This window comes from Mesorhizobium sp. MC2-1-1, assembly GCF_057597255.1.
In genome coordinates, this window is sequence record NZ_CP195205.1 from 3,049,732 (window position 1) to 3,076,552 (window position 26,821).

The following is a 26,821-nucleotide window of genomic DNA, read 5'->3' on the forward strand; positions in this document are numbered from 1 at the left end:
AACACCCCTGCGCCTGTGCTTCGTTTCTAACATGCAAACATGATCAGAACCGTCCCTTCCACCGCCCAATCCAGAGGAAAGCCGTCATGGCCGAAGTGAAGTCCGACATCGAGATCGCGCGCGCCGCCAAGAAGAAACCGATCCAGGAAATCGGCGCCAGGATCGGCATCCCGAACGAACATCTGCTGCCCTATGGTCACGACAAGGCCAAGGTCTCGGCCGAGTTCATCAAGTCGGTGAAAGGCAACAAGGACGGCAAGCTGATCCTGGTCACCGCCATCAACCCGACGCCCGCCGGCGAAGGCAAGACGACCACCACTGTTGGCCTTGGCGACGGCCTGAACCGCATCGGCAAGAAGGCGATCATCTGCATCCGCGAAGCCTCGCTCGGCCCGAATTTCGGCGTCAAGGGCGGTGCCGCCGGCGGCGGCCTCGCCCAGGTGGTGCCGATGGAGGACATGAACCTCCACTTCACCGGCGACTTCCACGCCATCACAACGGCGCATAACCTGCTTTCGGCGCTGATCGACAACCACATCTACTGGGGCAACGAACTCGGCATCGACACCCGCCGCGTCGCCTGGCGCCGCGTCATGGACATGAACGACCGCGCGCTGCGCGAGATCATCTGCTCGCTGGGCGGCGTCGCCAACGGCTATCCGCGCGAAGCCGGCTTCGACATCACCGTCGCCTCGGAAGTGATGGCGATCCTGTGCCTCGCCACCGACCTCAAGGACCTCGAGAAGCGCCTCGGCGACATCATCGTCGCCTACCGCCGCGACAAGTCGCCGGTCTATGCCCGCGACCTCAAGGCCGACGGCGCCATGGCGGTTCTGCTCAAGGACGCCATGCAGCCCAACCTGGTGCAGACGCTGGAGAACAACCCGGCCTTTGTGCATGGCGGCCCGTTCGCCAATATCGCGCATGGCTGCAACTCGGTCGTCGCCACCACGACCGCGCTTAAGCTCGCCGATTACGTCGTCACCGAAGCCGGCTTCGGCGCCGACCTCGGCGCTGAAAAGTTCTTCGACATCAAATGCCGCAAAGCGGGGCTGAAGCCGTCGGCGGCGGTCATCGTCGCCACCGTGCGCGCCATGAAGATGAACGGCGGTGTCAAGAAGGAGGAGCTCGGCAAAGAGAACATCGAGGCGGTCAAGAAGGGCTGCCTCAACCTCGGCCGCCACATCGAGAACGTGAAGCAGTTCGGCGTACCGGCCGTGGTGGCGATCAACCACTTCACCACCGACACCGAGGCCGAGATCCAGGCGATGAAGGAATTCGTCAAGGCGCAGGGCGCCGAGGCGATCCTTTGCAAGCACTGGGCGCAGGGCTCGGCTGGCATCGAAGACCTGGCGAAGAAGGTCGTCGAGATCGCTGAATCCGGCGCCTCGCAATTCTCGCCGCTCTATCCCGACGAGATGCCGCTGTTCGAGAAGGTTAACACCATCGTCAAGCGTATCTACCGCGGCGACGAGGCGATCGCCGACAAGTCGATCCGCGACCAGTTGCATGCCTGGGAGCAGGCCGGCTACGGCAACCTGCCGGTCTGCATGGCCAAGACGCAGTACTCCTTCTCGACCGATCCGAACCTGCGCGGTGCGCCGACCGGCCACACCGTGCCGGTGCGCGAAGTCAGGCTTTCGGCGGGCGCCGGCTTCGTCGTCATCATCTGCGGCGAGGTCATGACCATGCCTGGCCTGCCCAAGGCGCCGTCCTCGGAAAAGATCTTCCTCAACGAACAGGGCCAGATCGAGGGCCTGTTCTAAGCATCTTCCGGACCGCGGACGATCGAGGGCGTCGCGCTACCGCGGCGCCCTTTGCTTACCGGATCTCTTGCGCCACCTTCAGCCGGCCAATCCGGAGACGAGAGGATCACGGGATGTGGTCTCTTGTCTCCCGACAACCAAGCCCGGCACGAAGCCCGTTATGGTCAGGCAGCGTTCCGCTGCAGGGCCCGCTGGTTCGATGCATAGATCGTATCCCGCTCCGGCAGCGTGCCGGTCGCCAGGCAATCGATCCACTCGGCAGTCTTCAACACCGCGGCGAAGCGCGACTGCAGAACGACACTCACCACCCGGTGGATGTCCTCGGCCGACGCGTAGCCGGCGCTGTTGGCGTAGGGCACCGAGCCGCTGGCATCCGAAAGGAACTCGACGGCAAAGCCCATATGCACGGCATGGATGATGGTCGACAGATCGCAATTGTGGGTCATATAGCCGACGACCGCGATCGTATCGATGGCGTTGGCGCGCAGCCAGGCCTCTAGATCCGTGCCGGTGAAGGCAGATGGCATCGTCTTCTCGACATAGTGGTCGCGGCCGCGCCTTGCGATCTCCGTATGCAACTCGCCGCCATGGCTGCCCTTGGCAAAGATCGGCGAGCTTTCGGGGGCCATCTGCCTGACGACGACAATCTGGATGCCGGCCGCGGCGGCGGCATCCATGGCGCGCGCGACATTGGCGACCGTCTCGGCGAATGGCGGATGCTGGATGGCGAGATTGCCGCCATCGTAGTCGTTCTGGACATCGATGACGACAAGCGCGCGGCGCGGCTGGGTGGCTGGTGCTGACATGGCGGTATCCTTTCGGCCGTGTTTATGCCGCAAAGCTAGACGCGCATTTCTGAAACCGAAAGTGGCCCGATTGACATCATTCGAAAAAATTGGGACATTTCGCCAATTAACCAACGATGCCTGTTATGAAGACCCCGATCATTGCCGTTGTCGCCTTCGACGGCATCAGCCCGTTCCATCTATCCGTGCCTTGCCTGGTGTTCGGCACGGACCGCACCAGGCTTGGCCTGCCGCGCTTCGATTTCCGCGTCTGCGCTATGGAGGAAGGACCTATCCGCACCGATGCCGGCCTGAGCATCCTCGTCCCATATGGGCTTGCCGCGCTCGAAAAAGCCGACATCGTCATCATTCCAAGCTGGAAGGACCTCGATGCTCCCCTTGCCGCGCCGTTCAAGGATGCGCTGGACCGAGCGCATCGGCGCGGCGCGCTGATCGTGGGCTTGTGCCTCGGCACCTTCGCCGTTGCCGGCGCCGGATTGCTCGCCGGGCGCAAGGCAACCACCCACTGGGCCTATACGGATCAGTTGCAGAAGCTTCATCCCGACGTCGCCATCGACGCGCAGGTGCTCTATGTCGACGATGGCGACATCATCACCTCCGCCGGCGTCGCCGCCGGTCTGGACTGCTGCCTGCACATCGTGCGCGCCCGCTACGGCGCGGAAGCGGCACTCCGGCTGGCGCGCCATGTCGTGCTTTCGCCGCACCGGCAAGGCGGCCAGGCGCAGTTCATTGAGCGCCCGCTTGCTCCGACGCCGGATGCGGACCGGTTCACGCGCGCGCTGGACCAGGTGCGGGCGACGCCCGGCGAAGTGCACAGTCTCGACAGCGTCGCCGCCAAGGCCGGCCTTACCCGCCGCACCTTCACGCGTCGCTTCCAGAAAACGACCGGAACCAGTTTCGGCTACTGGCTTGCGGACCAGCGCTTAGCACTCGCGCAGCGGCTTCTGGAGCAGACGGACAAGCCGATGGATATGGTGGCCTTCGAGGCCGGCTTCGGCAGCGCCACCTCGCTGCGCCAGCATTTCGCCGCGCGGCTCGGAACGTCGCCGATGCACTATCGGCGTGAGTTCTCGGGGCGGACCGATCAGGACGGAGCACATAGCGCGCGTGTCTTGAGGTAAGACGGCTCTCAAGGCGCCGCGTCGACGCGGCCGCTTTTGCATTCTCCGGTCTGCGGCCAGCCAACGTATTCCGGCGACGGCGCGCGCTTGCGGCCGGCAACCGTTGCCCGAACAAGGTTCTCGCTATGGCGCGTGGCTGGCCAGAACCACGCCACCGGGCAAGCCCGGGCCATACACGGGGCGGGCCTAAGGCTCAGGAACCGGTGGCGAGAGCTTCCGGGCCTTCTCCTCTGCGAGCAGGTGCGAGAGCATCTCGCGGTTCACGGGATCTGTTTCCGTTTCGAGCTTTTTTTCGAAGTTCTTGATGTTTTCGAGGTGCACGAACTCGTTGTATCTGCCTGGCATCGCGCGCTCCTTTCAGGGAGGGCTTCTGGCGAGCCGCCACGCTATGCCTTCCGCAGCCGCGTGTCCAATTAATCCACAAAATTCGAACTGAGACGCTACCAGAAAGCCAGTAGTCAAACACTGGAGCTATGCTAGCCTGTAGCTTGGATACTTGGCTCAGGTTCCGATCTCGAGGGGCGATCATGCTTTACATTCTTGCACTGCTGATAGGTGTCGTTGCAGGCCTGCGCGCGATGACCGCGCCCGCGGCCGTGGCTTGGGGTGCTTACCTCGGCTGGCTGCCGGTCACAGGCACGTGGGCAAGCTTCATGGGCCACTGGATTGCCGTCGGCATCTTCACCATCCTGGCGATCGTCGAATTGATCACCGATCAGTTGCCCTCGACGCCGAGCCGCAAGGTGCCGCAGCAGTTCGGCGCGCGCATCCTCATGGGCGCCTTCACCGGCGCGGTGATCGGCGCTACCGCCGGCGCCACCATCGGCGGCCTTATCGCCGGCGCCATCGGCGCGGTGATCGGCACGCTTGGCGGCGCCGAAGTGCGCGGTCGGTTGGCCGCTGCCTTCGGTAAGGATCCGCCCGCCGCCTTCATCGAGGACGCGGTTGCCATCATCGGCGGGCTGCTCATCGTGGCGGCGGTAGCATGAGCCCAAAGAGCTTCGACGCCATCGTCATAGGCGCTGGCCAGGCCGGCACTCCGCTCGCCGGCCGGTTGAACGCGGCCGGCATGAGCGTGGCGCTGATCGAGCGCAAGCTGGTCGGCGGCACCTGCGTCAACACGGGCTGCATTCCGACCAAGACGATGGTGGCGAGCGCCTATGCCGCCCATCTCGCCCGCCGCGCCGCCGATTATGGCGTGACGCTCGGCGGTCCGGTCGGCGTCGACTACAAGGCGATCAAGGCGCGCAAGGACAAGGTTTCGGGCGCCTCCCGCGCCGGACTCGAGACCTGGATCGCGGGCATGGAGAAGTGCGCGCTCTACCGCGGCCATGCCCGGTTCGAATCCGCTGACACCGTGCGTGTCGGCGACGATCTGCTGACCGCGCCGAGGATCTTCCTCAACACCGGCGGCCGCGCCTCGGTGCCCGACCTGCCGGGGGTTCACGATATCCCCTACCTCACCAATTCCTCGATGATGGATCTCGATGTGCTGCCCAGCCATCTCATCGTCGTCGGCGGCAGCTACATCTCGCTCGAATTCGCGCAGATGTTCCGCCGCTTCGGCTCCGAGGTCACGGTCATCGAGAAGGCGCCGCGGCTGACCGGGCGGGAGGATGAGGACACCTCGGCCGCCATCCTTTCGATCCTCGAAAACGAGGGCATCGCGGTTCATGTCGGCGCCGGCGACATAAGCTTTGCCAAACAAGGCGGCGACATCGCCGTTACATTTGCTGCCGGCAAGCCGGCGGCAAAGGGCTCACACGTGCTGCTGGCGCTCGGCCGTGTTCCGAACACCGACGATCTCGGCCTCGACAAGGCAGGCATCGCGATGGACCAGCGCGGCTACATCATCGTCGACGACCAGTTGCGCACCAATGTGCCCGGCATCTGGGCGATGGGTGACTGCAATGGCAAGGGCGCCTTCACCCACACCTCCTACAACGACTTCGAAATCGTCGCCGCCAACCTGCTCGACAATGACCCGCGCAAGGTCAGCGACCGCATCGAAGCCTACGCCCTCTACATCGATCCGCCTCTCGGGCGCTGCGGCATGACGGAGGCCGCCGTCAGGAAATCCGGCCGCCGTGCGCTGGTTGGCCAGCGGCCCATGACCCGCGTCGGCCGCGCCGTCGAGAAGGGCGAGACACAGGGCTTCATGAAGATCCTGGCCGATGCCGACACTGGCGAAATCCTCGGCTGCGCGGTGCTCGGGCCGGGCGGCGACGAGGCGGTCCACTGCGTGCTCGACCTCATGTACGCCAAGGCGCCGATCTCGACACTCGCGCGCGCCATGCACATCCACCCCAACGTCTCGGAGCTTTTGCCGACTATCGCCCAGGAGCTGAAGCCGTTGTCCTGATGCATCTCGACCGGACGTTCCGGAACAACGACATGAATCAACACAAAGGCGTAACGCGCGCCGCATGAATCCATTTCAGGGCGTCGTCCCTTGGATTCCCCTCATCAAGCCGCTCCGGTCTTTCTGCATCGCTGCATTGCAACAATGACGCTTGTGCGCCGGACTCATCCAGAGCCAGTCTTGAATTTGAACCGATTCAGACCGGACCCCCCATGCCGCTGCCGATCCTAGCGCTTGCCATTGCATCCTTCTGCATCGGCACCACCGAATTCGTGATCATGGGCTTGCTGCCGGAGGTCGCCGCCGACCTCGGCGTCTCGATCCCTTCGGCCGGTCTCCTGGTCACCGGCTATGCGCTTGGCGTCGTCTTCGGCGCGCCGGTCGTTGCCATGGCGACCGCGCGCCTGCCGCGCAAACCGGTGCTCGTCGGCCTGGCCGCGCTCTTTGTTGTCGGCAACCTCTTTTGCGCCATCGCGCCGAGCTATTGGCTGCTTATGGCCGCGCGTGTCTTCACCGCTTTCGGCCATGGCGCCTTCTTCGGCATCGGCTCCGTCGTTGCAGCGAGCCTCGTGCCGCGCAACAAGCGGGCAAGCGCCATCGCGCTGATGTTCGCCGGCCTGACGCTCTCCAACATCCTGGGCGTTCCCGCCGGTACGGCGCTGGGCGAGGCCTTCGGCTGGCGCGCCACCTTCCTCGCCGTGGTTGGCATTGGTCTGATCTCGGTCGCGGCCATCGCATGGCTGGTGCCGTCGGATGTCGCGGAGCCCAGCGGCGGCGGCCTGGTCGGCGAACTGCGCGTGCTCGGAAAGCTGCAGGTGTGGCTGGCGATGCTGATCGCCTCGCTCGCCTCGGCCAGCCTGTTCGCGGTATTCACCTACATCAAGCCGTATCTCACCGACGTCTCCGGCCTTTCGACGGCAACCGTCACCTGGGTGTTGCTCTTGTTCGGCGCCGGCATGACCATCGGCAATATCATCGGCGGCAGGCTGGCCGACTGGAAGCTGATGCCGACGGTGATCGCCACGCTGCTCTCCATGGCCCTTCTATTCGTCGTCTTCACCGGGTTCGGTGCCGTGGCAAGCGTGGCCGTGGCAATCGTCTTCCTGTGGGGCATGCTGATCTTCATCGTCGTGCCGCCATTGCAGATCCGTGTCGTTGAAGCGGCTTCCGAAGGGCCTAATCTTGCCGCGACGCTCAACCAGGGCGCCTTCAATGTCGGCAACGCCGGCGGTGCCTGGATCGGCGGCCTCGCCATCTCCTGGGGCGTGTCCTACGCCAATCTTCCGCTGGTGGGCGCCGCGCTGACGCTCATGGCCGTTGCCGTGGCCGTATCGTCGCAGGCGCTCGATCGCCGCGCTTTGCTCCAGGCGCAGCCGGCCGAATAGCCCTGCGGCGCGACACGCGCTGGGACCACTCGACAGCCCGATCGCAAAAATGCATGTGTGAAACCACGTCACGCGGAGGTGCCCCATGCAGAAGACGATCGAACACATCGCCGGCGACAGCGAAGGCGTCGCCTACGAATTTCCGGTCTTCCGCTTCGAGGGCAAGGACAAGGCGGCTCCTTCCGCCTATCTGCAGGCCGCTCTCCATGCCGGCGAACTGCCGGGCGTCGTCGCCATCGACGCCCTGATGCCGATGCTTGCCAAGGCGGAGGCCGAGGGCAGCATCAAGGGTCTGATCACGATCGTGCCCTGGGCCAATCCGATCGGGCGCGCGCAATATCATTTCGGCGAGCATCAGGGCCGCTTCAATCTCGGCACAAGGACAAACTTCAACCGGTCCTTCCCGTTGCTTGCCGCGCCCGACGCCAGACTGTTGCCTGATGCCAGCCTGGGCGGCGCCGATCGCCGGCTGAAGAACCGGCTCGTCCAGCTCTCGCTCGGCAACGACATCGTCCTTGACCTTCACTGCGACGACGAAGGCCTCGCCTATCTCTACATCCACACCAGCCTGTGGCCGCATATGGCCGACTGTGCCGCCGCCATGGGCGCCGAAGCCGTCGTGCTGTGGAGCGAGGACGACACCGGCACCTTCGAGGGCGCCTCGATCATGCCCTACCAGAACGTGCCGGCCAGCGTCGCACGCCTCGAGCGGCGCGTCGTCACCACTGTCGAATATCGCGGCATGCTCGATGTGGATGGCCCACTGGCTGCTTCCGATGCCGGGGGGCTCTACCGTCTGCTGGTCACACGAGGCGTGATCCAGGACTCATCCGTGCCGAAATTCGAGACATTTTCCGGACCTGTAGTGCCGCTGGAAAACATCGACATGATGCCCTCGCCCCGGGCCGGCGCCATCCTGTACGACGTCACGCCCGGAGATCGTGTAAAGAAAGGTGACAGGCTGGCGACAATCGTGCATGCGCCCGGCGAGGTCGGCGGCCGCACGGAAGTGTTTGCCCCGCAATCGGGCTTCATTCTGACCCGCCGCTCGCGCCGCATCATCCGCGCCGGCGAGGATCTGTTGAAGCTCGCTGGCGACAAGAAGAGCGGCGACGCGCGTTCCGGTACGCTCGAGGACTGAAGCCCCGCGGCCTCGGCATTGGCGTGAAATCCAGTTGCAAGGACCTCCATTCGTCGCTATGGGAGTCGACATGAACATGCGTTCGAACAAGACCATTTGGTGGTGGGGCTGCTGACAGCGGCCTGTTCGTGCATGTGCGCGTGAAAATGAGGGTGGCCGCAGCGGAATGTCCGGGCGGCCATTTGTTTTTTGAAGCCATTCCCGGGTCCGTTGCCCAAAACGCTGATGGAGACGGCAATGACGACTAAAGTTCTGGATAACGGGGCGGAGCGCTTCGTCACCGAGGGCGGCGTGACGATCACCCGCGAGCGGCACGATAGGCCGTACGAAGGCGCGATCGATGCCTATGTCGACGGCCTGAATTCGCGCCGCGGCGCGGTGTTTTCCTCGAACTATGAATATCCGGGCCGCTACACCCGCTGGGACACCGCCATCATCGATCCGCCGCTGGTAATTTCGGCGCGCGGACGCGCCATGCGCATCGAAGCGCTGAACAAGCGCGGCGAAGTGCTGCTGCCGGTGATCGGCAAGACGCTTGGCGCGCTCAACGAAGTGACGATCGCCGAGACCTCGAAGACGCTCATTCGCCTCGATGTCGCCAAGCCGGGCCGTGTCTTCACCGAGGAGGAGCGCAGCCGCGTTCCATCCGTCTTCACCGTGCTGCGTGCCATCACCGCGCTGTTCAAAACCGCGGAAGACGCCAACCTCGGCCTTTACGGCGCCTTCGGCTACGATCTCGCCTTCCAGTTCGACCCCGTCGACTACAAGCTTGAGCGCAAGGAGAGCCAGCGCGACCTCGTGCTGTTCCTGCCGGACGAAATCCTCGTCGTCGACCACTATTCGACCAAGGCCTGGACCGACCGCTACGACTATTCCGGCGAAGGCTTCTCCACCGAAGGCATGCCGCGCGACGCCCACATAGAACCCTTCAAGACCGCCGACCGCATCCCGCCGCGCGGCGACCACGAGCCGGGTGAATACGCGAGCCTGGTGCGCCGGGCGATGGAAAGCTTCAAGCGCGGCGACCTGTTCGAGGTCGTGCCCGGCCAGATGTTCTACGAGCGCTGCGAGACCCACCCATCCGACATTTCGCGCAAGCTGAAATCGATCAACCCGTCGCCCTATTCCTTCTTCATCAATCTCGGCGAGAACGAATATCTGATCGGCGCCTCGCCGGAGATGTTCGTGCGCGTCAACGGCCGCCGCGTCGAAACCTGCCCGATCTCCGGCACCATCAAACGCGGCGACGACGCCATATCGGATTCTGAGCAGATCCTGAGGCTGCTCAACTCCAAGAAGGACGAGTCGGAACTCACCATGTGCTCGGATGTCGACCGCAACGACAAGTCCCGCGTTTGTGAACCGGGCTCGGTGCGTGTCATCGGCCGGCGCCAGATCGAGATGTATTCGCGCCTGATCCACACCGTCGACCATATCGAGGGGCGGCTGCGCGAGGGCATGGACGCCTTCGACGCTTTCCTCTCGCACGCTTGGGCGGTCACCGTTACCGGCGCGCCGAAGCTGTGGGCCATGCGCTTCATCGAGCAGAACGAGAAAAGCCCGCGCGCCTGGTATGGCGGCGCTATCGGCATGGTCAACTTCAACGGCGACATGAACACCGGGCTGACCCTGCGCACCATCCGCATCAAGGACGGCATCGCCGAGGTGCGCGCCGGCGCCACGCTGCTTTTCGACAGTGTTCCCGAGGAAGAAGAAGCCGAAACCGAACTGAAGGCATCAGCCATGCTCTCCGCCATCCGCGAGGCCAAGACCGGCAACGCCGCAGGCGCCGAGCGCGCCACCGCGCGCGTCGGCGACGGCGTCAACATCCTGCTCGTCGACCATGAGGACTCTTTCGTCCACACGCTGGCCAACTACTTCCGCCAGACCGGCGCCAATGTCTCCACCGTGCGCTCACCGGTGGCGGAAGAGGTCTTCGACCGGCTGAAGCCTGATCTCGTCGTGCTGTCGCCCGGCCCCGGCACCCCGAAGGATTTCGACTGCGCCGCCACCATCAAGAAGGCGCGCGCCCGCGACCTGCCGATCTTCGGCGTCTGCCTCGGCCTGCAGGCGCTGGCCGAGGCCTATGGCGGCGAACTAAGGCAATTGCACATCCCCATGCATGGCAAGCCCTCGCGCATACGCGTCTCCAAGCCCGGCATCATCTTCTCAGGCCTGCCTAAAGAAGTGACTGTCGGCCGCTACCACTCGATCTTCGCCGATCCGGTGCGCCTTCCTGACGGCTTCGTGGTTACCGCCGAGACCGAGGACGGCATCATCATGGCCTTCGAGCACCGCAAGGAGCCGATCGCGGCGGTGCAGTTCCATCCGGAATCGATCATGACGCTCGGTCACAACGCCGGCATGCGTATCATCGAGAACATCGTCGCGCATCTACCGCGCAAGGCCAAGGAAAAGGCCGCCTAGGGGCGGGTAAGTCGGAATGAACGCGGCAATGACGATGACGACGGCGCAAGCAAAGGCGGCGACCAGGCAAAAGGTCGCCAGCCTTGCATTCTGGTCGATCGTCGTCGCCTTCGTCGTACTCGCCCTCAAGGTGGTCGCCTGGTACATCACGGGCTCCGTCGCGCTTTATTCGGACGCGGCGGAATCGATCGTCAACGTCATCGCTTCGGTAGCCGCCTTCTGGGCGATCCAGGTCAGCTACAAGCCCGCCGACCAGGACCATCCCTTCGGTCATCATAAGGCCGAGTATTTCTCCGCCGTCCTCGAGGGCGTGCTGATTGTCGTCGCGGCCCTCCTGATCCTCAACGAGGTCTGGCGGTCCTGGCAGCATCCGTCGCCGATCGAGCAGCCCTGGCAGGGCCTTGCCGTCAACGGCGTCGCAACGGTCATCAACGCTGTCTGGGCCTGGTTACTGATCCGCGTCGGTCGGAACGCCAAGTCGCCCGCATTGGTCGCCGACGGTCAGCACATCATGACCGATGTGGTGACATCCATCGGCGTGTTCGGCGGTCTCGTCGGCGCGGTGCTTACCGGCTGGCAGATCCTCGACCCGGCGCTCGCCGTGATCGTCGCGCTCAACATCCTGTGGCAGGGCTGGCATGTCATCGGCTCTTCGATGAACGGCCTGATGGATCGCGCCGTCGACAACCAGGAACACATGCAGATCCGCGACATCATCTCGGCCAATTCGAAAGGCGCGCTCGAGGTGCACGACCTGAAGACGCGCATTGCCGGACGCGCAACCTTCATCGAGTTCCACCTGGTCGTCGACGCCGACATGACGGTCGGCGCCAGCCACGTCATCTGTGACCGCATCGAGGACGCGCTGAAGGCCGAAATCCCGTCGGTGCGCGTCACCATCCATGTCGAGCCGGACGACGAGGCCAAGCTGCCGAAAGGCACCGCCGCGGTGCCTTTCGCGTAAGGCAATTCATATCGCAGCGTTGGAAGTTTCGTCGAAGCCTTCCAACTTCGTCATTTCAGGCGAAGCAAGAAGCGAAGCAACGCAGACCATGGAATCACCAAGCGCTGGTCACGGCGCACATGCCGGCTGGGGCATCAGCTGCAGCCTAAAGACCTTGTCGTCCGACTTCGTCTTGCCATCCCCTGCCTTCGAGCAGAGATCGACCACCGCGACCGCATTGTTGGGATTGGCCAGCATCATCGTGCCGTTGGCGCCGCGCTTGAGGAAAATCTCCTTCTGCGAGATGTCGCAGGTAAAATCGCTCATCTTGGAGCTGGCCGAGCAGCGCCACTGGTCGGCCTCGCCCTGGCAGGAATAGGTCTGCGTGACCTTTTTGTCTTTCTGCCTTGTCGTCACCGAAACGGCGATGTCAGCCCCGTCGGGCCAGTTCGCGGCATCGCCGCCGGCGGCGAAGGAGGCGAGCTCGATCGGGCCGCGGAAAACGCGGATCGATTGCGTGAGCTGGTTAGGATGCGACTTCAGATGCGCATCGTCGTAGTCGCGCCCGAAGCAGAAGGGCTGATCAGGCTTCAGCCGCACGCGCAGCGGATCGCCCAGCGCCGGATCGATCGGATCGATGCGCGCGAACTCCGCCTTGCAGTCGTCGGCAGGCATCGGATCCAGCTTGAAATTGTCGTCCTCGCTGCCCAGCGCCTGCCTGGCGTACTCCGCCTTGCTCATCGACTCCGCCGCGTCAGGATCGAGATAGACATCTTGCGACAGGCTGGAGAGCAGAAGCTTACCCTTGTCGTCGACTTTCAGCGAAGCCAGCGTCCGGTCGCAATCCATTCCGCAGCGGATGCCGCTAGCCTTGTCGTCGGGATCATTCCTGTTGCACCAACTGCTCGCCCATTCCGGCTTCTTGGCGCCGCGAACCGTGGTGGTGAGGAAGCCATTGTAGGAATTATCCTGGTTGGCGGGCGGTTCTTCGTTCGGGCGGCTCACCGGGTCATGCCCGTAGAAGAAGAAGATGCGCGCCACCTTCTGATGCGGATGCGCCTTCAGATGGGCGGCATCGTAAACGCGGCCGAAGCAGACATCGGCGCCGGTTGGGCTGAGCTCGGGGAGTTTGGGTGGCTGTTCGGCGCACGCCGGGCCGTCAACTGCGCCAAGGGTAACGCAAAACAGCGCGCCCGCCATGGTCCTCGCCACCATGGTCCTCGTTGTCATGTGACCCTCCTCCCACCCACAGGACTGGAATATATGCTAGCCTAGGAGCGTCGCCCGGACCATGCCAAATCATGCGAGGCGACGAGGCAGGGAGGATAGGATGCTGCGCCGTGACATCTTTCGTGCCGGTTTTGCAGGCGCCGCGGGCCTGTTCGGCCTGAGCCGGGCAAACGCGGCAACGCCTGAGCAAAGGCTGAAAGTCGCCTATCATCTCAGTGACGCGGACAAGGTGAATTTCGTCCTCGGCAACATCAAGAACCACTATGAGGGCACCGGCGGCAATGTCGATATCGTCCTGGTGGTGCATGGTCCGGCTCTGGCCGCCTTCAAGGCCAAGGGCGCTTCCGGCGCTGTTTCCAGCCGCTTTGCCGGCCTTGTCCGGCAGGGTCTCGTTCCGCAAGCCTGCGGCAACACCCTGCATGGCATGGACATCACGCTGACAGACCTGCTGGCGGGCTTCGAGCTTGCCGAGAAGGGCGGCGTCGTGAAGCTCGCCGAGCTGCAGCATCAGGGCTATGTCTATCTCCGGCCCTGACAGCACGCGCGCTTGAACGGCAGGCTGGCAATGGCTTACGAAAGATGTGAACCAGGAGGCCAGCCAATATGACAAAACTTGCCATCCCCGATCTTGCCGGCAAGGCGGTATTGGTCACCGGCGCTTCGACGGGCATAGGCGCGGCACTTGCCCGTGCCTATGCGGCGCAGAAATGCCACGTCGCACTGCACTACAATGCGAGCCGGGCGCCCGCCGAAGCCGTCGCCGAATCCATCCGCGACGATGGCGGCGAGGTGTTTCTGGTCCAGGGCGATTTTTCGATACCCGCCGACGTCGAGCGCGTCGTCGAGGAGAGCGCAAACCATTTCGGGCGGCTCGACGGCCTGGTCAACAATGCCGGGGGCATGCTCGGCCGCGTCGCCTATGCCGATCAGGACGAGGCGCATTACGACGCGGTGATGAATCTTAACGCTCGCTCGGTGCTAACCGCCTCGCGCAAGGCGATCCCGTGGCTGAAGCGCCAGGGCGGCTTCATAATAAACACCTCCTCGATTGCCGCTCGCAACGGCGCCGGCGGCGGCGCGGGGCTCTACGGCTCGTCCAAGGCCTTTGTGTCCAACGTGACGCGCGGCATGGCCAAGGAGCTGATCGGCTTCCGCATCCGTGTCAACGCGGTGGCGCCAGGCACCATACTGACGCCCTTTCACGAGCGCTATTCGACCACCGAGCAGATCAAGGCCATGGTCACGACCATACCGCAGGGCCGCGCCGGAACCGCCGAGGACTGCGTCGGCGCCTACCTGTTTTTGTCATCCGACCTTTTGAGCGGCTACGTCATAGGCCAGGTGATCGAGGTGAATGGTGGCCAGTTGATGCCGTGAGACGGCGATTGCATAATTGATGCGCGTGCAACCTGGAGGGAGATCAAGGGCATGTACGGACTGATCGGCAAGATGCGGGCGGCGCGCGGCCAGCGCGATGCGGTCATGGACGTGCTGCGCGAAAGCACTGGCGCTCTTCCCGGCTGCCTGAGCTACATCATCGCCACCGATCCGGTCGACGCCGACGCGATCTGGGTCACCGAGGTGTGGACCGACCAGGCGAGCCACAAGGCATCGCTGCAGCTGCCGGAAGTCCAGGCGGCGATCGCCAAGGCGCGTCCCTTCATCGCCGGCTTCGAATTCCAGGTCGAGACCCACCCGGTCGGCGGTTTCGGCCTTCTGTCGCCCGAAAAGGTTGGCTGATCTCCCGGACGCGCATTTTCCGCGAAAGGCAGGTTCGCATTTGTCTGCGTCCCCTCTAAGAGCGGAAACATGGACTCTTCACCAGAGCAGAACCCAACCCCGGTTGAGCGCCTGGCGCCCCTGCGTCCGCCGCGACAGTGGCTGGTGCTGATGGTGTTTTCACTGCTCTTCGCCGCCGCGCTGGAGCTTGCGGCCCTGCCGGCGGCGCTGCTTGTCGGCCCGATGCTTGCCGCGATCATGGCCGGCATCAACGGCGCCACCGTGCGCGTGCCGCCACCGCTGTTCGGCTCCGCCCAGGCGATTGTCGGCTGCCTCGTTGCCAGCTCGATCTCCGCCGACATCTTTCCGGTGTTCTATGACGAATGGCCGCTCTTCCTCGGTGTGGTGATGGCGACCGTCGCCGCGTCCAGTCTGCTCGGCTGGCTGATCAGCCGCTGGCGCATCCTGCCCGGCACCACTGCGGTCTGGGGTTCCTCGCCGGGGGCCGCCACCGCCATGGTGCTGATGGCCGGCGCTTTCGGCGCCGACCAGCGTCTCGTCGCCTTCATGCAATATCTGCGCGTCATCTTCGTCTCGATGACCGCCGCGCTCGTCGCCAGGATGTGGGTCGACACATCCGGCATCGAGGTATCGCCCATCGTCTGGTTTCCGCCCATCGATGCCTTCGCCCTTGCCGCCACGGTCGGCATCGCCGCCGTGGGCGGCCTGCTCGGAAGGCTGGCCAGGCTGCCCTCGCCGTTTTTTCTCGGCACCTTCATTTTCGGCGCGATGATCCATCTCGGCCTCGGCATGCCGATGCAATTGCCGCCTTGGCTGCTGGCGATCAGCTACGCCATGGTCGGCTGGTCGATCGGCCTGAACTTCACCCGGCCCATCCTGCGCCATGCGGCGCGCGCCCTGCCGCAGATCATCGCCTCGATCGTCGCGCTGATCGCCTTTTGCGGCGGCATGGCCTTCGTCATCAGCCGCCTGCTCGACATCGACCCGCTGACCGCCTATCTCGCAACCAGCCCGGGCGGCATGGACAGTGTCGCCATCATTGCCGCCGCGGCGCGGAACGTCGACATCTCCTTCGTCATGGCGCTGCAGTCGGCGCGCTTCCTGGTCGCGCTGCTCATTGGGCCAAGCGTAGCCAAGCTGGTGGCGCGAAACGTCAACGCCTGATCCACGCTATCCATTGCCAGCAAGCAAGGGAAATAGCCTATGAACCGCCGTTTGAACGCCATCGATCTTTCCGGCCGCATCGCCGTCGTGACGGGCGGCGCGCAGGGCATCGGCCTTGCGGTCACCCGGCGCCTGTTGTCGTCGGGCGCCGCCGTGGCCATTTGGGACGTCGACCAGGCCGCCATGGCCAAGGCCGTAACTAAACTCGCTTCGCTCGGCAGCGTCGCCGCCATCCTTTGCGATCAGTCACAGATCGAGGCCGTTGATCGCGCCGCCACCGAGACCGAGCGGACGCTCGGCCCCGTCGACCTCCTCGTCAACAATGCCGGCATCGCCGGGCCGGCCGCGACCGTGGTGGATTACGACCCCGCCGCCTGGCGACAGATCGTCGATATCGACCTCAACGGCGTCTTCTACTGTTGCCGGCGCCTGGTGCCCGGCATGGTCGCACGCAACTACGGCCGCATCGTCAACATCTCCTCGGTGGCCGGCAAGGAAGGCAATCCCAACGCCGCCGCCTATTCAGCCGCCAAGGCCGGCGTGCTGGCGCTGACCAAGTCGCTCGGCAAGGAGCTCGCCGGACACGACATCGCCGTCAACGCGCTGACGCCTTCGCCCGCCCGCACCCGCATTCTGGAGCAACTCACCGAAGCCCAGGTCTCCTATATGTTGGGCAAGGTGCCGCGCGGCCGTTTCGTCGAGGTCGAGGAAGCCGCCGCCATGGTCGCTTTCATGCTGTCGGACGAGAACTCCTTCACCACAGGCGCGACGTTCGACCTCTCCGGCGGACGCACGACCTACTGACGGCAAGCCGCCGTCGCGAAGCTTATCGACCGGCTACAGGCGCCATTACGCCGTCGCCTCGGCTGATAATCTGTCTTGCGACCGGTCACCGTCCAGCGTGAAGGCCATGTCGCCCTCGCCGTTGAAGCCTTTGCCGGTCACGGCTACGCGAACATGCCGGACGCCGTCGCGCCGCACGACGCTGACGACGTGAAGATTGGATTGCAGGCGGATGTTGTCGACCGGTTCCACCGCGCGATCCCGTCGCGGCTATGGAAGTTGCCGACTCCGGTCGTTCAACAACGCATCGCCGGTAAATGCGGCCAGAAAGACTTCGGCTGTACCGGCATTGGTGGCTTCTACAAAACGACGAAAGAAGTTGGGCGCTGTTGTCATGGATACGCCCCTTAATCGAGCCTGTGCATCAGATCGTCATCCAGCCAGCGGCCGAAGAAATAGACGAGCTGCTTGTGCCACCATGGCCAGTCATGGCTGACGTCGCCGCCCCAATAGTCGACCCAGGCCGGAATGGACTTGTCGCGCAGCACCTGTTCCAGCTCGCGTGTCTCGACCAGCATGCGCTCTTCCCAGGCGCCCTGGCCACAGCAGAAGATTAGCCGCAGCGCCCTGAGCCGCCCGAGGAGCTTTTGGTCGACGATGCCGGGCAGATAATCGAGCGGCGAGTTGAAATAGACGTTGCCGTCCAGCGTCCGGCCGAAGAAATCGCGGGCCGAATAGACGCCGGACAGCGAGATCAAGCCGCTCGCCAGTTCCGGAAAACGGAACACGAAGTTCGACGAATGGTAGCCGCCCATCGAGCAGCCGCAGAACAGCGGCTTCAAGGCGCGGCCGCCATTGGCCCTGGCGGCGACCGTCAGCAGCTCGGGCAGCGCCTCTTCGCGCACATAGCGGAAATAGGCTTCGTGGCGGGCGATGCGATGCGCCGCGTCGGCATGCTCGTTGAAGAAGGATTCCGAATCGATGCCATCGAGCGTGAAGAGCTGGATGCGGCCGGTGTCGATGAATTCGGCAAGAGCTGCGACGCCGCCAGAATCCTCGAACTGGTAGAACCGTCCCTGCGAGGTCGGGAACACCACCACCGGGCGCCCGGCATGGCCGTAGCGCTTGTATTCCATGTCGCGGCCGAGATTGCGGGCATGGCCCTTGTGATAGGAGACGTCCATCGGCTCAGCCCTTTTCCGCGTGGATAAAGTCGACCGCCTGGCGCAGCGCCTTCTGATCCTTGGAACGCATCTGGTAGGCGTAATTGCCCATGGCGCGGCTGAATACCTCCTCGATGGCCTGGTGGTGGACGATCTTGTCGCCGTGGGCGGCCAGCACGTCCGCATGGCTGTGCAAATAGTCGATATGCCGCTTGCGGCTGGCGTAGGCCGTGAAAAACTTGCCCTTGTACGGCCCGCCAACGGCATCCTTGACCACCATGTCGGCCCATGCGGCGTAGACATCGATGTCGAACGTGTAGTTGATGGCGTCAGTCATCCAGGCGCCGGGCGGGCGCATGTTGACCTCAAGCGCGATGATGCGATCATCCTTGGTCTCGAAAAGCTCGATGTGGAAGAAGCGCTCGCGCACGTCGAACGCTTTGAGGATTTTGCGGCCCGCCTCTTCCACAGCGGGCGTGATCTCGGGGAAGCAGGTGTAGCTCATGTGGCGGTCCTTGTTGACCGCGTCCATGATGCTCTGGTCGTAACGGTGGCTGGCGGCCAGCACCACCTCGCCGTCGCGGTTGACCAGCCCGTCGAAGGTCACGACCAATCCCTCGATGAACTGCTCCATGACGAAAGTCACACCCTCGGGCTTATCCCTGAAGAACTGGTCGAGCTCCTTGGCGTCAGAGATCTTGAAGGTATTGGAAGCGCCCGAGCCCGAATCCGGCTTGACCACCACCGGGTAGCCGACACGGCGGATGAAGGTCATGGCGCCGGCGCGGTCGGAGCATTTGCGCTGCGGAATGGTCTCGACACCGCTCTTGCGGAAGAAGGCGCGCATGCGGCTTTTCCGTTTCAGGTTCTTCACGAAGTCGACCTTGGTGCCGAAGATGTTGAAGTCGGTGCGGATGTTGGCTTCGAGCTCCAGCCAGTGCTCGTTGAGCGACTCAAAGCGGTCGATGCGGCCCCATTTGTGGATGAAATGCCCCATCGCCCGGAATACGGCATGGTAATCTTCCATGTCGGCGACTCGATAATATTCCGAAAGCGCCGCCTTCAGCTTGCCGTTCAAGGTCTCGTAAGGTGCGTCGCCGATGCCGAGCACGGTAGCCCCGGCCTTCTTCAGCCGGTCGCAAAACTCGGTTCCATTCGCTGGAAAATGCGGCGAGAAGAACACGAAATTCATGAATCGCCCCTCCCCGGCGCTTCGCTCGATGGTGAAGTCTGGCGCATTTGCGCGGCGTGGGGAAGGCCATCTGCATCGGCGATCACATTAGACGCGTCGCATTCACCCATGCGTCCCGCTTGCCTCCGCTGGGCCGCTCCTGTAAGAGTGCCGCCATGACCACGCGCGCCCGCTCCGTCGCTTCCTCTCGCACCGGCTTCGCCGGCGAGACCGCGCGCGCGCTCGCTTCCACCCTGCTTCTTCTCGGCCTTATCGGCGATCGCCGGGTTCGCTGAAGGAGCGCCCGGCGGTCGAAACCGCCGCTTGAGGCGCACGCTCCTTGGCCAGATTTTGGCAAAGTCACATCAAAGCGAACGAATTTTGGTAGAGGCGACGCTCGCCAACCATCCGCCTGAAGCGGGCATGCGAGCCGCCGGGAGAAATGACGATGAACGCACGAGAAGAAATCCGAGTCGACGAGGCTGACAGCCATAGGCACGTGGCCGGCCACATGCCGGATGCGGCACGCAAATATCAGCCCTACCCCACTGTCGGCCTGACCGACCGCACCTGGCCGAACAAGATCATCGACAAGGCGCCGATCTGGTGCTCGGTCGATCTGCGCGACGGCAACCAGGCGCTGATCGACCCGATGGGCCATGAACGCAAGGCGCGCATGTTCGCGCTGCTCCTCGACATGGGCTTCAAGGAAATCGAGATCGGCTTCCCCTCGGCCTCGCAGACGGATTTCGACTTTGCCCGCTGGTGCATCGAGCAAGGCGGCGTGCCCAGGGACGTATCGCTCCAGGTGTTGGTGCAGTGTCGGCCCGAGCTGATCACCCGCACCTTCGACGCGCTGAAAGGCGCGCATCGGCCGATCGTGCATTTCTACAATTCGACCAGCGAGCTGCAGCGCCGCGTCGTCTTTGAAAAGGACGTCGCCGGCATCAAGCGCATCGCCACCGACGCCGCCAAGATGATTACCGACATGGCGGCCAAGGCCGGTGGCGGTTATCGCTTCGAGTATTCGCCGGAGAGTTTCACCGGCACCGAGCTCGAGGTCGCGCTGGAAATCTGCAATGCCGTCACCGAGATCGTGAAGCCGACGGCCGACAACAAGCTGATCATCAACCTGCCCTCGACGGTCGAGATGTCGACGCCCAACGTCTATGCCGACCGCATCGAGTGGATGTGCCGCAATCTCGACAACCGCGAGAACCTGATCATCTCGCTGCATCCGCACAACGACCGCGGAACCGGCGTCGCCACCACCGAACTCGGCCTGATGGCCGGCGCCGACCGCGTCGAGGGCACGCTGTTCGGCAATGGCGAACGTACCGGTAATGTCGACATCGTCACGCTGGCGCTCAACATGTTCACCCAGGGCGTCGATCCGGAGCTCGACTGCTCGGACATCAACCGGATGAAGGATGTCTATGAATATTCGAACCAGCTGAAGATCCCGGAGCGCCACCCTTATGTCGGCGAGCTGGTCTACACGGCTTTCTCCGGCTCGCATCAGGACGCCATCAACAAGGGGATCAAAGCGCTGAAGAAGGCCAACACCCCGCTCTGGGAGGTGCCTTATCTGCCGATCGATCCAGCCGATGTCGGCCGCACTTACGAGGCGATCATCCGTATCAATTCGCAGTCGGGCAAAGGCGGCATCGCCTATGTGCTGCAGGCCGACTACGGCCTAAACCTGCCGCGCAATCTGCAGATCGAGTTCAGCCAGGCGATCCAGGCGATCACCGACGCCGAGGGCAAGGAAGTGCCGGCCAAGCGCATCCACGAACGTTTCCTCGAAACTTATGTCGACCAGCCCGGCGCGCGGCTGAAGTTTCTGGACCACCGCACCTACCCCGACACCGAGGTGAAGGGCCGGCGAATTGTCGAGGCGGATATCCTCGACAACGGCCAGGAAGTGACGATCAGCGGCTCGGGCACCGGCCCGATCGACGGCTTCGTCGACGCGCTCTCGCGCCATCTCGGCGTCGACATGTCGGTGCTCGACTATTCCGAGCATTCCCTGCAGCGCGGCTCCAACGCCTCGGCGATCTCCTATGTCGAAATGGAATATCCGGGCGGCAAGCTGTTCGGCGCGGGCATCAACACCAACATCGTCGCCGCCTCGCTGGAGGCCGTCGTTTCGGCCGCCAACCGGATCATCGGTCATAAAGCTGGCTGAGTTGCAAATCGATAGGAGTGCGGCGCATCCAACCTGCGCCGCACTTCGAACACGGAGGCGCAAGCCTGCCATTCGTTAACCGGCGCGGGAATTTCCGGTGGCTTACGCGATCGCATAATAGAAGCATCCTTGTGCGCCGGCGCGAGCGCTATATGATCGCGCCCTAACCTGTGCCGACTTCGGAAGGATCGACACTTGGAGCATGCCCCGCCTGCCGCCCCCGCAGTGCGCGAGACATTGGAGCGACTGCTTGCCAGCGAAACGTTCGGACGCTCCGAGCGTGCACGCAGGCTTCTACGCTATCTGGTCGAACGCGAGCAGGCCGGCGAAGCGGACAGGCTGAAGGGCATTTCCATTGCCATGGACGTCTTCGGCAAGGACGGCGATTTCGACGCCTCCACCGATGCCGTGGTCAGGGTCCAGGCCGGCCGCTTGCGCGAGCTTCTGGAGCAGTATTTCGCCAATGAAGGCATCGCCGAGCCGGTGCGCATCGCCATTCCGCGCGGCGGTTATGTCCCCTCCTATGAACTGAACTCAATCCGGCTGTCCGGCGACGCAAGGTCAACAACGGGCGGCATAGCGCGCCGCCCCGAGGTGGTGGCCGAAGCCGCCGCGGCTGCAACCGAACATCGGGAGGGCTCTGCGTCGAGCGAACCCGCAACGCTGATCGCCCCTGCGGCGCCTGCCCAGTCGCTCACGCGGCAACTGCGGTTCTTCTGGGCTGCCATGGTTCTGGTCATAATTATGCTCGGCGTGCTCATCGTGCGTCAAGGCAATGCCGTCCTCAACGGCGGCGACACAGCCGCCACGCTCGAAACGGCGGGCGTTGCCGGCACCGCCGCCCAGCCGACATTCGGCTCCTTGCCGCTGATCTACATTGCCGTGAAGGCAAACGGAGCGGAGGCGGCCCGCGTCGCCTCGTCGCTACGCGTCGGCCTTGCAGGCTTCGACACCATCGATTTCATCGGCCGCGATGCGGATTCAACGCGCGATCAATCGGCCGACCCGATCAGTTTCGTCTTCGATATTGTTACCGGCCCCGCCGCCGGTGACGTCACGGTCGAATTGCAGAGCGTGGCGACCGGTCGTGTCCTGCTGTCGCGAAACCTGACTTCGGCCGAAACCGCGCCTGGTGTGGTTGAAAGCAACATCGCCAGCCTTCTCACCTCGACCGTTCCCGCTTCCGGCGCCATCTACAGCTACATCGACCAGAGCGGCATCCAAACCAGCCAGATCGCATGCCTGGTGCTTGACGACCGCTACTTTCTCGACATGAGCGCAAAGACCCACGAGGTTGCGTATCGTTGCCTGGAAGAACTGGCCAGCGAAGGCACCAAGTCATCGCTTGTCTACGCGGAACTGGCTGCACTTCATGTGGAAGCCGCCACCGCGCACTATGCCTATCCCCCGGAAGCGACGCTCGAAAAAGCCATGACACTTGCCCATCGCGCCGTCCAGATGGGGCCGATGAGCCCGCACGCGCATCGCATCTTGGGCTACATAAACTCGCGTCTCGGCAACACGGACGAAGCGATCCGTTTGATGCGCAGGGCCTACGAACTCAACCCATACGACCTCGGCATGGCCGCCGCCTACGGCTACGGGCTGATCTTCGCCGGCAGATATGAAGAGGGAACGCCGATCCTGGGCCGCGCGGTCGACGCCTTCAGTGGCCATCCGACCTGGTGGGACTATGGCTTGTTCGTCGGAGCTTTCATGCAGGGCGACATGAAGAAGGCCGCCATCGCCAGTGAGTCGCTACGCACGACTGCATCCAAGTCTCACTATCTGGCCGCGCGTCTTATTGGCGCCAGGATTTCGGGCCGCAACAAGCTGGCGGGCGAGCTTGCAAACGAGCTCACCGCCGAATTCCCAAAATTCGCCGCCGACCCGCGCGCGACGTTCGTCGACCGCAAATACCCTCCCGATCTCACCGATCGGCTGGTGCGATCCTTGCGCGCCGCCGGGATCGGCAACCCGAGCTGACCACGCCCCCGTCTATGTTCGGGCATCCGGGTCGCCGGACTGCGTACCGCATCGGTCGCGAAGATTTTACTGGCTATCGGTCTGGATCGGGAGCAATCCAGCCACAATCTGGGTTTGCCGCCTCACCGCTCCATTTTTCATGCTTCCGATTCCCTTTATCGTCGAAGGCCGCCCTGGTCCGAAGACTATCGTCTTTCTGCACGGCTTCGGAGCTTGCCGTGAGATCTGGCGCGACGTCATGACTTCGCTGGCCACGGAGGCGAGAGTATTGGCCTACGATCTTCCGGGCCATGGTCATTCGCTGGAATGCGAGGGCATGGGCGGCGCCAAGCCGGCCGCGCGAGCCATCCTTGCCGATCTTGCCGCCCGCCAGCTGGACAAGGTCCACCTCGTCGGGCACTCGATGGGCGGCGCGATTGCGACATTGATGGCGCTTGCCGACCCCGGCAGGGTGGCTTCGCTCACGCTGTTGGCGCCCGGCGGCTTCGGTCCGGAAATCGACGCAAACCTGCTGCGCCGCTATGCCGCCGCGACCGGCAGGAGACAGATCCGCGCCAACCTTGCGGCCCTGTCAGGTCCACGCAGCGTGCCGCCTGACCACGTGGTGGACGCGCTGTGCCGGATGCGCAAGCGGCCGCGCCAGTTGCAGGCCCTGATCGATATGGCGGCCGCGATGACCAGGGATGACCGGCAAGGGGTCATCCCCGGGGCGCAACTGGATACACTCGACATGCCGGTGATGGTCGTCTGGGGAGTAGAGGATCCGCTGCTGCCTGTAGAACAGACAGAGGCTCTGCCGTCGCACTTCCATCTGCATCATGTTCTTGACGCGGGTCACATGCTGGTCGAGGAGGCTCCTGACCTGGTCGCCGAGATCGTGCGCCGCAACACGCGACGGCGCGCCAGACGGTTGCGTCCGGCGCTGGGCGCCACCGCGAGCTGATCGCCAGGCGGATTTCCAGCGGGGACGGGCTCCAGACCGGCCCGGAACATATCCGTGGCAGCGTCCGCCTGGACCGAGCCTGTCGCTTGTCGTCGGCAGTGCATTTTGCCGGCGAGTGTGTTAACTCGCTGTTAACCAACAGCGAGGCAGCCGCCCATGAAGGATGCAGGCGAAAAAACTACTCCGATCGAGCCATCGCGAAACCTCTCGGATGCCATACGCGACGTCAAGAACGCGTTCGCCGACCGCGATGACGTGGTCGTTGAGATGCGCGAGGCGCACCGCATGCGGCTCGATCTGCTGGCAGCCGAGCTTGCACCGGTGTTTGCCGATGTCCCCCTCGACATCGACAGCTTCGACTTCGCCGTCTCGTCGGGCCTGCAGCCGCGGCTGTGGATCGATGCGGTGAGCCACGTCGCCATGGGACGCGACCGCCGAACCTACCGCTTCCTCAAGGATACGCGCGTCGGCCGCGTGGTGCTGGCTGAAACGACCGAGATGAAAGTCGTTGCCGACGCAGTCATGCGTTACGTGGCGGAACGTGTCGTCGAGCGGCAGCGCATGATGGAGGGCGGCCTGGAAAGCGCCTCTTCCGGCCTGAATTGCCCCGTGGTTCGTGAAGCGCAGCCGCCTATCCGATCCGAAACCGGCCGCAGCGGCTGGACGACATTCTTCGCCGGCCTCGGCCTGATCACTGCCGGGGCGCTTGTCGGCTTGGCCTTTTCGCTGGCGTTGTTCTGGGATCGCATCATGCAGATGAGGATCAGTTTCTGACCAGAGCGATTTCAGGCCGGAGCAATTCCAGGTCTAAGCAACTCCGGGTGAGGGCATATCCAGGAAAGTTGAGCGGTTAAGGCGGTGGCTTCGCCGTCTCCATCAAATGGCGAGTTGCCCTGTCTGGCGCGCCGCGCCGGCCGGCACATCGAGGTCCACCGTCTCCAGGTCCGAAGGCGGAATGGCCGGTCCGGTCAGGCCGCGCCTGGTCAGGCGGAGCCGCCAGTCGCCTCTTTCTCCATTGATTTCGAACATATTGTACTGCGCCGCCGGCTGTTTGCCGCCGGGCGCCTGGCCGGCGGCAGCGACCCCGACCACGGGCACCTTGGCACCGCGCGGGCCGATGGCGAACAGGGAAGGCAGATGCGAATGGCCGTGCAGGACGAGCTCCGCGCCATGCCGGCGAATGACTTTGTGGAAGCGGGCAATGCCGAACAGCCGCTTATGCTGCGGGACCGCGCCGCGCACCGGCGGGTGGTGGATCATGATGATCCGGAAGAGCCCCTGCTTCGCCGTGTCGTCGAGGGCCTTGCCGAGCCGTTCGGCCTGCCCTTCCATGAAGAAGCCGTTTGCCATGAATGGCGCGGTGGCGCGCGCCGTGGTGACGCCGATCAGCGCGACATTGCCACGCACGCGCAGATACGGAAAGGAGTTGCGGTCGACCGGACTGTTGACGCCGTCGCCAGTCATCCAGGGAGCCCACGCCCGGCAGACCTTGTCGAAGGCGCCCGGCACATAGGCGTCATGATTGCCGGGTACCACGGAGACGTCTTGCGGCGATCCGAGCGTCTCAAGCCAGTGCTTCGCCATCTCGATCTCGCCGTCGAGCGCCAGGTTGACGAGGTCGCCGGTGACGGCGAGGTGATCGGGCGCGTTGGCTTTGATGTCGGCGACAATGGTGTCGATTACCGCATCATGCATGTGGCGGCGGCGGTTGCGCTGCCAGTTGACGTAACCCAGCACGCGCTTGGACGCGAGGTCGCGATAGGTTACATCGGGCAACGGTCCCAGATGAGCATCGGAAATATGCGCGAGCCTGAACATGGTCCCTTCTTAAGCGACGCCGGCGAGGCTTTCCACTCACCCTTTGCTGTTCGCCCAAGCAGGTTCCGCAAAAGTGTCCCACGGTTTTGCGGCCAGCCCCTGCGAAAAACAAGGAAAGCCAAGCGGATGTTCGTGGGAGAACCCACGAACATCTGCTTGGGGATCGTTGGATGAGCGGTCGAGACGATCCGGAAGAGGCATTCCGCCAGACCGGCTGGCCGGGGCTGCGGGCAAGGCTGTTCCATCTCTACTTCCTGATGCGCCGCCCAATGACGCTCGGCGTGCGCGGGCTGGTCTACGAACGTGCCTCCAACGCCGTCTTCCTGATCCGCCATACTTATGTTCCCGGCTGGCAGTTGCCCGGCGGCGGGGTTGAGGCCGGCGAGACGCTCGAAGAAGCGCTGACGCGCGAGCTGACCGAGGAAGGCAACATCGCGCTGGCCGCGCCGCCGGTGCTGAGGTCGATGCATTTCAACCGCCGCTCCAGCAAGCGCGACCATGTCGGCCTTTATTTGATCGAAGCCTTCAGTCAGACGGCGCCGAAACTGCCCGACCATGAGATCGCCGAAGCAGGCTTCTTCCCGATCGACCGCTTGCCGGGGGGCACGACCCCAGCGACGCTCCGGCGGATAGCCGAGATTTTTGGCGGTGAGCGCATCTCACCTTATTGGTAGCCGCGTCCAC

General features: G+C 63.9%; 26 protein-coding genes. 18 read left to right on the top strand and 8 right to left on the bottom strand.

Features of this window, described 5'->3' with window-relative positions; translation table 11 throughout:
• The first annotated feature begins 86 nt into the window (after positions 1–86).
• Positions 87–1,766: a formate--tetrahydrofolate ligase gene (locus ACR64R_RS15170; protein ID WP_487357173.1), complete on the top strand. Its 1,680-nt coding sequence runs from the start codon at positions 87–89 to the stop codon at positions 1,764–1,766.
• 164 nt (positions 1,767–1,930) lie between these two features.
• On the opposite strand, the gene ACR64R_RS15175 is transcribed toward ACR64R_RS15170, so the two are convergent.
• Positions 1,931–2,572 (bottom strand): cysteine hydrolase family protein, encoded by a 642-nt coding sequence (locus ACR64R_RS15175; RefSeq protein ID WP_487357174.1) that lies wholly within the window; start codon positions 2,570–2,572, stop codon positions 1,931–1,933.
• A 125-nt stretch (positions 2,573–2,697) separates the two neighbouring features.
• Here ACR64R_RS15175 and ACR64R_RS15180 point away from each other — a divergent pair, with 125 nt between their 5' ends.
• Positions 2,698–3,693 (top strand): helix-turn-helix domain-containing protein, encoded by a 996-nt coding sequence (locus tag ACR64R_RS15180; RefSeq protein ID WP_487357175.1) that lies wholly within the window; start codon positions 2,698–2,700, stop codon positions 3,691–3,693.
• Between the two features lie 186 nt (positions 3,694–3,879).
• Here ACR64R_RS15180 and ACR64R_RS15185 read toward each other — a convergent pair whose 3' ends face one another.
• Positions 3,880–4,038 carry a hypothetical protein gene (locus tag ACR64R_RS15185; protein ID WP_487357176.1) on the bottom strand — a complete coding sequence of 53 codons (159 nt, stop codon included), beginning with the start codon at positions 4,036–4,038 and terminating at the stop codon, positions 3,880–3,882.
• Positions 4,039–4,220: 182 nt separating this feature from the next.
• On the opposite strand from ACR64R_RS15185, the gene ACR64R_RS15190 reads away from it, so the two are divergent.
• From ACR64R_RS15190 to ACR64R_RS15215, 6 genes are all read left to right on the top strand, one after another.
• On the top strand, positions 4,221–4,682 hold the full coding sequence (locus ACR64R_RS15190; RefSeq protein WP_487357177.1) for a DUF4126 domain-containing protein: 462 nt from the start codon (positions 4,221–4,223) through the stop codon (positions 4,680–4,682).
• On the top strand, positions 4,679–6,055 hold the full coding sequence (locus ACR64R_RS15195; RefSeq protein WP_487357178.1) for an FAD-containing oxidoreductase: 1,377 nt from the start codon (positions 4,679–4,681) through the stop codon (positions 6,053–6,055). Before ACR64R_RS15190 ends, ACR64R_RS15195 begins: the two co-directional genes overlap by 4 nt.
• A gap of 212 nt (positions 6,056–6,267) precedes the next feature.
• Positions 6,268–7,440 carry an MFS transporter gene (locus ACR64R_RS15200; RefSeq protein ID WP_487357179.1) on the top strand — a complete coding sequence of 391 codons (1,173 nt, stop codon included), beginning with the start codon at positions 6,268–6,270 and terminating at the stop codon, positions 7,438–7,440.
• A gap of 85 nt (positions 7,441–7,525) precedes the next feature.
• Complete coding sequence (locus ACR64R_RS15205) at positions 7,526–8,581, top strand: M14 family metallopeptidase (RefSeq protein WP_487357180.1); 1,056 nt, start codon at positions 7,526–7,528, stop codon at positions 8,579–8,581.
• Between the two features lie 237 nt (positions 8,582–8,818).
• Entirely contained in the window at positions 8,819–11,008 is a 2,190-nt protein-coding gene (locus ACR64R_RS15210) for an anthranilate synthase (RefSeq protein ID WP_487357181.1), read from the top strand.
• A 16-nt stretch (positions 11,009–11,024) separates the two neighbouring features.
• Entirely contained in the window at positions 11,025–11,972 is a 948-nt protein-coding gene (locus ACR64R_RS15215; protein ID WP_487357182.1) for a cation diffusion facilitator family transporter, read from the top strand.
• 108 nt (positions 11,973–12,080) lie between these two features.
• Here ACR64R_RS15215 and ACR64R_RS15220 read toward each other — a convergent pair whose 3' ends face one another.
• A complete protein-coding gene (locus tag ACR64R_RS15220; protein ID WP_487357183.1) occupies positions 12,081–13,181 on the bottom strand; it encodes a hypothetical protein in 1,101 nt (366 codons plus the stop codon).
• 100 nt (positions 13,182–13,281) lie between these two features.
• On the opposite strand from ACR64R_RS15220, the gene ACR64R_RS15225 reads away from it, so the two are divergent.
• The 5 genes from ACR64R_RS15225 (at position 13,282) to ACR64R_RS15245 (ending at position 16,889) form a co-directional block, all read left to right on the top strand.
• A complete protein-coding gene (locus ACR64R_RS15225) occupies positions 13,282–13,716 on the top strand; it encodes a DsrE family protein (RefSeq protein ID WP_487357184.1) in 435 nt (144 codons plus the stop codon).
• A gap of 68 nt (positions 13,717–13,784) precedes the next feature.
• Positions 13,785–14,558, top strand: a complete 774-nt coding sequence (locus ACR64R_RS15230) for an SDR family NAD(P)-dependent oxidoreductase (protein ID WP_487357185.1) — start codon at positions 13,785–13,787, stop codon at positions 14,556–14,558.
• A 51-nt stretch (positions 14,559–14,609) separates the two neighbouring features.
• Positions 14,610–14,921, top strand: a complete 312-nt coding sequence (locus ACR64R_RS15235; RefSeq protein ID WP_487357186.1) for a putative quinol monooxygenase — start codon at positions 14,610–14,612, stop codon at positions 14,919–14,921.
• A 69-nt stretch (positions 14,922–14,990) separates the two neighbouring features.
• Positions 14,991–16,085 carry an AbrB family transcriptional regulator gene (locus ACR64R_RS15240; protein WP_487357187.1) on the top strand — a complete coding sequence of 365 codons (1,095 nt, stop codon included), beginning with the start codon at positions 14,991–14,993 and terminating at the stop codon, positions 16,083–16,085.
• Positions 16,086–16,136: 51 nt separating this feature from the next.
• Positions 16,137–16,889, top strand: coding sequence for an SDR family NAD(P)-dependent oxidoreductase (locus ACR64R_RS15245; protein ID WP_487362448.1), 753 nt, complete (start codon positions 16,137–16,139; stop codon positions 16,887–16,889).
• A gap of 45 nt (positions 16,890–16,934) precedes the next feature.
• Here the strand turns inward: ACR64R_RS15245 and ACR64R_RS15250 are convergent, their stop codons facing one another.
• The 4 genes from ACR64R_RS15250 to ACR64R_RS15265 are packed head-to-tail and all read right to left on the bottom strand — an operon-like array spanning position 16,935 to position 19,223.
• A complete protein-coding gene (locus ACR64R_RS15250) occupies positions 16,935–17,120 on the bottom strand; it encodes a hypothetical protein (protein ID WP_487357188.1) in 186 nt (61 codons plus the stop codon).
• An 18-nt stretch (positions 17,121–17,138) separates the two neighbouring features.
• Positions 17,139–17,264 (bottom strand): hypothetical protein, encoded by a 126-nt coding sequence (locus tag ACR64R_RS15255; RefSeq protein WP_487357189.1) that lies wholly within the window; start codon positions 17,262–17,264, stop codon positions 17,139–17,141.
• A gap of 11 nt (positions 17,265–17,275) precedes the next feature.
• Positions 17,276–18,052: an esterase family protein gene (locus ACR64R_RS15260; protein WP_487357190.1), complete on the bottom strand. Its 777-nt coding sequence runs from the start codon at positions 18,050–18,052 to the stop codon at positions 17,276–17,278.
• A gap of 4 nt (positions 18,053–18,056) precedes the next feature.
• On the bottom strand, positions 18,057–19,223 hold the full coding sequence (locus ACR64R_RS15265; RefSeq protein WP_487357191.1) for an ATP-grasp domain-containing protein: 1,167 nt from the start codon (positions 19,221–19,223) through the stop codon (positions 18,057–18,059).
• 490 nt (positions 19,224–19,713) lie between these two features.
• On the opposite strand from ACR64R_RS15265, the gene leuA reads away from it, so the two are divergent.
• The 4 genes from leuA (at position 19,714) to ACR64R_RS15285 (ending at position 25,093) form a co-directional block, all read left to right on the top strand.
• Positions 19,714–21,390, top strand: coding sequence for a 2-isopropylmalate synthase (leuA, locus tag ACR64R_RS15270; protein WP_487362449.1), 1,677 nt, complete (start codon positions 19,714–19,716; stop codon positions 21,388–21,390).
• A gap of 195 nt (positions 21,391–21,585) precedes the next feature.
• Positions 21,586–23,376, top strand: a complete 1,791-nt coding sequence (locus tag ACR64R_RS15275; RefSeq protein WP_487357192.1) for a tetratricopeptide repeat protein — start codon at positions 21,586–21,588, stop codon at positions 23,374–23,376.
• Positions 23,377–23,515: 139 nt separating this feature from the next.
• Complete coding sequence (locus ACR64R_RS15280) at positions 23,516–24,319, top strand: alpha/beta fold hydrolase (protein WP_487357193.1); 804 nt, start codon at positions 23,516–23,518, stop codon at positions 24,317–24,319.
• Positions 24,320–24,475: 156 nt separating this feature from the next.
• Positions 24,476–25,093, top strand: a complete 618-nt coding sequence (locus ACR64R_RS15285; RefSeq protein ID WP_487357194.1) for a hypothetical protein — start codon at positions 24,476–24,478, stop codon at positions 25,091–25,093.
• Between the two features lie 102 nt (positions 25,094–25,195).
• Here the strand turns inward: ACR64R_RS15285 and ACR64R_RS15290 are convergent, their stop codons facing one another.
• Positions 25,196–26,137 carry a metallophosphoesterase family protein gene (locus tag ACR64R_RS15290; protein WP_487357195.1) on the bottom strand — a complete coding sequence of 314 codons (942 nt, stop codon included), beginning with the start codon at positions 26,135–26,137 and terminating at the stop codon, positions 25,196–25,198.
• A gap of 170 nt (positions 26,138–26,307) precedes the next feature.
• Between ACR64R_RS15290 and ACR64R_RS15295 the strand changes: the two genes are divergently transcribed.
• Positions 26,308–26,811, top strand: coding sequence for an NUDIX domain-containing protein (locus ACR64R_RS15295; RefSeq protein WP_487357196.1), 504 nt, complete (start codon positions 26,308–26,310; stop codon positions 26,809–26,811).
• The last annotated feature ends 10 nt before the right edge of the window (positions 26,812–26,821 follow it).

Bases quoted from the DNA above. Each gene is read 5' to 3' on its own strand.
- ACR64R_RS15240 (WP_487357187.1), top strand. From the start codon at position 14,991: ATGGACTCTTCACCAGAGCAGAACCCAACCCCGGTTGAGCGCCTGGCG.
- ACR64R_RS15195 (WP_487357178.1), top strand. From the start codon at position 4,679: ATGAGCCCAAAGAGCTTCGACGCCATCGTCATAGGCGCTGGCCAGGCC.
- ACR64R_RS15260 (WP_487357190.1), bottom strand. From the start codon at position 18,052: ATGGACGTCTCCTATCACAAGGGCCATGCCCGCAATCTCGGCCGCGAC.
- ACR64R_RS15185 (WP_487357176.1), bottom strand. From the start codon at position 4,038: ATGCCAGGCAGATACAACGAGTTCGTGCACCTCGAAAACATCAAGAAC.
- ACR64R_RS15265 (WP_487357191.1), bottom strand. From the start codon at position 19,223: ATGAATTTCGTGTTCTTCTCGCCGCATTTTCCAGCGAATGGAACCGAG.
- ACR64R_RS15295 (WP_487357196.1), top strand. From the start codon at position 26,308: ATGAGCGGTCGAGACGATCCGGAAGAGGCATTCCGCCAGACCGGCTGG.
- ACR64R_RS15200 (WP_487357179.1), top strand. From the start codon at position 6,268: ATGCCGCTGCCGATCCTAGCGCTTGCCATTGCATCCTTCTGCATCGGC.
- ACR64R_RS15235 (WP_487357186.1), top strand. From the start codon at position 14,610: ATGTACGGACTGATCGGCAAGATGCGGGCGGCGCGCGGCCAGCGCGAT.
- ACR64R_RS15285 (WP_487357194.1), top strand. From the start codon at position 24,476: ATGAAGGATGCAGGCGAAAAAACTACTCCGATCGAGCCATCGCGAAAC.
- ACR64R_RS15215 (WP_487357182.1), top strand. From the start codon at position 11,025: ATGAACGCGGCAATGACGATGACGACGGCGCAAGCAAAGGCGGCGACC.
- ACR64R_RS15180 (WP_487357175.1), top strand. From the start codon at position 2,698: ATGAAGACCCCGATCATTGCCGTTGTCGCCTTCGACGGCATCAGCCCG.
- ACR64R_RS15220 (WP_487357183.1), bottom strand. From the start codon at position 13,181: ATGACAACGAGGACCATGGTGGCGAGGACCATGGCGGGCGCGCTGTTT.
- ACR64R_RS15290 (WP_487357195.1), bottom strand. From the start codon at position 26,137: ATGTTCAGGCTCGCGCATATTTCCGATGCTCATCTGGGACCGTTGCCC.
- ACR64R_RS15205 (WP_487357180.1), top strand. From the start codon at position 7,526: ATGCAGAAGACGATCGAACACATCGCCGGCGACAGCGAAGGCGTCGCC.
- ACR64R_RS15210 (WP_487357181.1), top strand. From the start codon at position 8,819: ATGACGACTAAAGTTCTGGATAACGGGGCGGAGCGCTTCGTCACCGAG.
- ACR64R_RS15225 (WP_487357184.1), top strand. From the start codon at position 13,282: ATGCTGCGCCGTGACATCTTTCGTGCCGGTTTTGCAGGCGCCGCGGGC.
- ACR64R_RS15170 (WP_487357173.1), top strand. From the start codon at position 87: ATGGCCGAAGTGAAGTCCGACATCGAGATCGCGCGCGCCGCCAAGAAG.
- ACR64R_RS15175 (WP_487357174.1), bottom strand. From the start codon at position 2,572: ATGTCAGCACCAGCCACCCAGCCGCGCCGCGCGCTTGTCGTCATCGAT.
- ACR64R_RS15255 (WP_487357189.1), bottom strand. From the start codon at position 17,264: ATGACAACAGCGCCCAACTTCTTTCGTCGTTTTGTAGAAGCCACCAAT.
- leuA (WP_487362449.1), top strand. From the start codon at position 19,714: ATGCCGGATGCGGCACGCAAATATCAGCCCTACCCCACTGTCGGCCTG.
- ACR64R_RS15230 (WP_487357185.1), top strand. From the start codon at position 13,785: ATGACAAAACTTGCCATCCCCGATCTTGCCGGCAAGGCGGTATTGGTC.
- ACR64R_RS15280 (WP_487357193.1), top strand. From the start codon at position 23,516: ATGCTTCCGATTCCCTTTATCGTCGAAGGCCGCCCTGGTCCGAAGACT.
- ACR64R_RS15190 (WP_487357177.1), top strand. From the start codon at position 4,221: ATGCTTTACATTCTTGCACTGCTGATAGGTGTCGTTGCAGGCCTGCGC.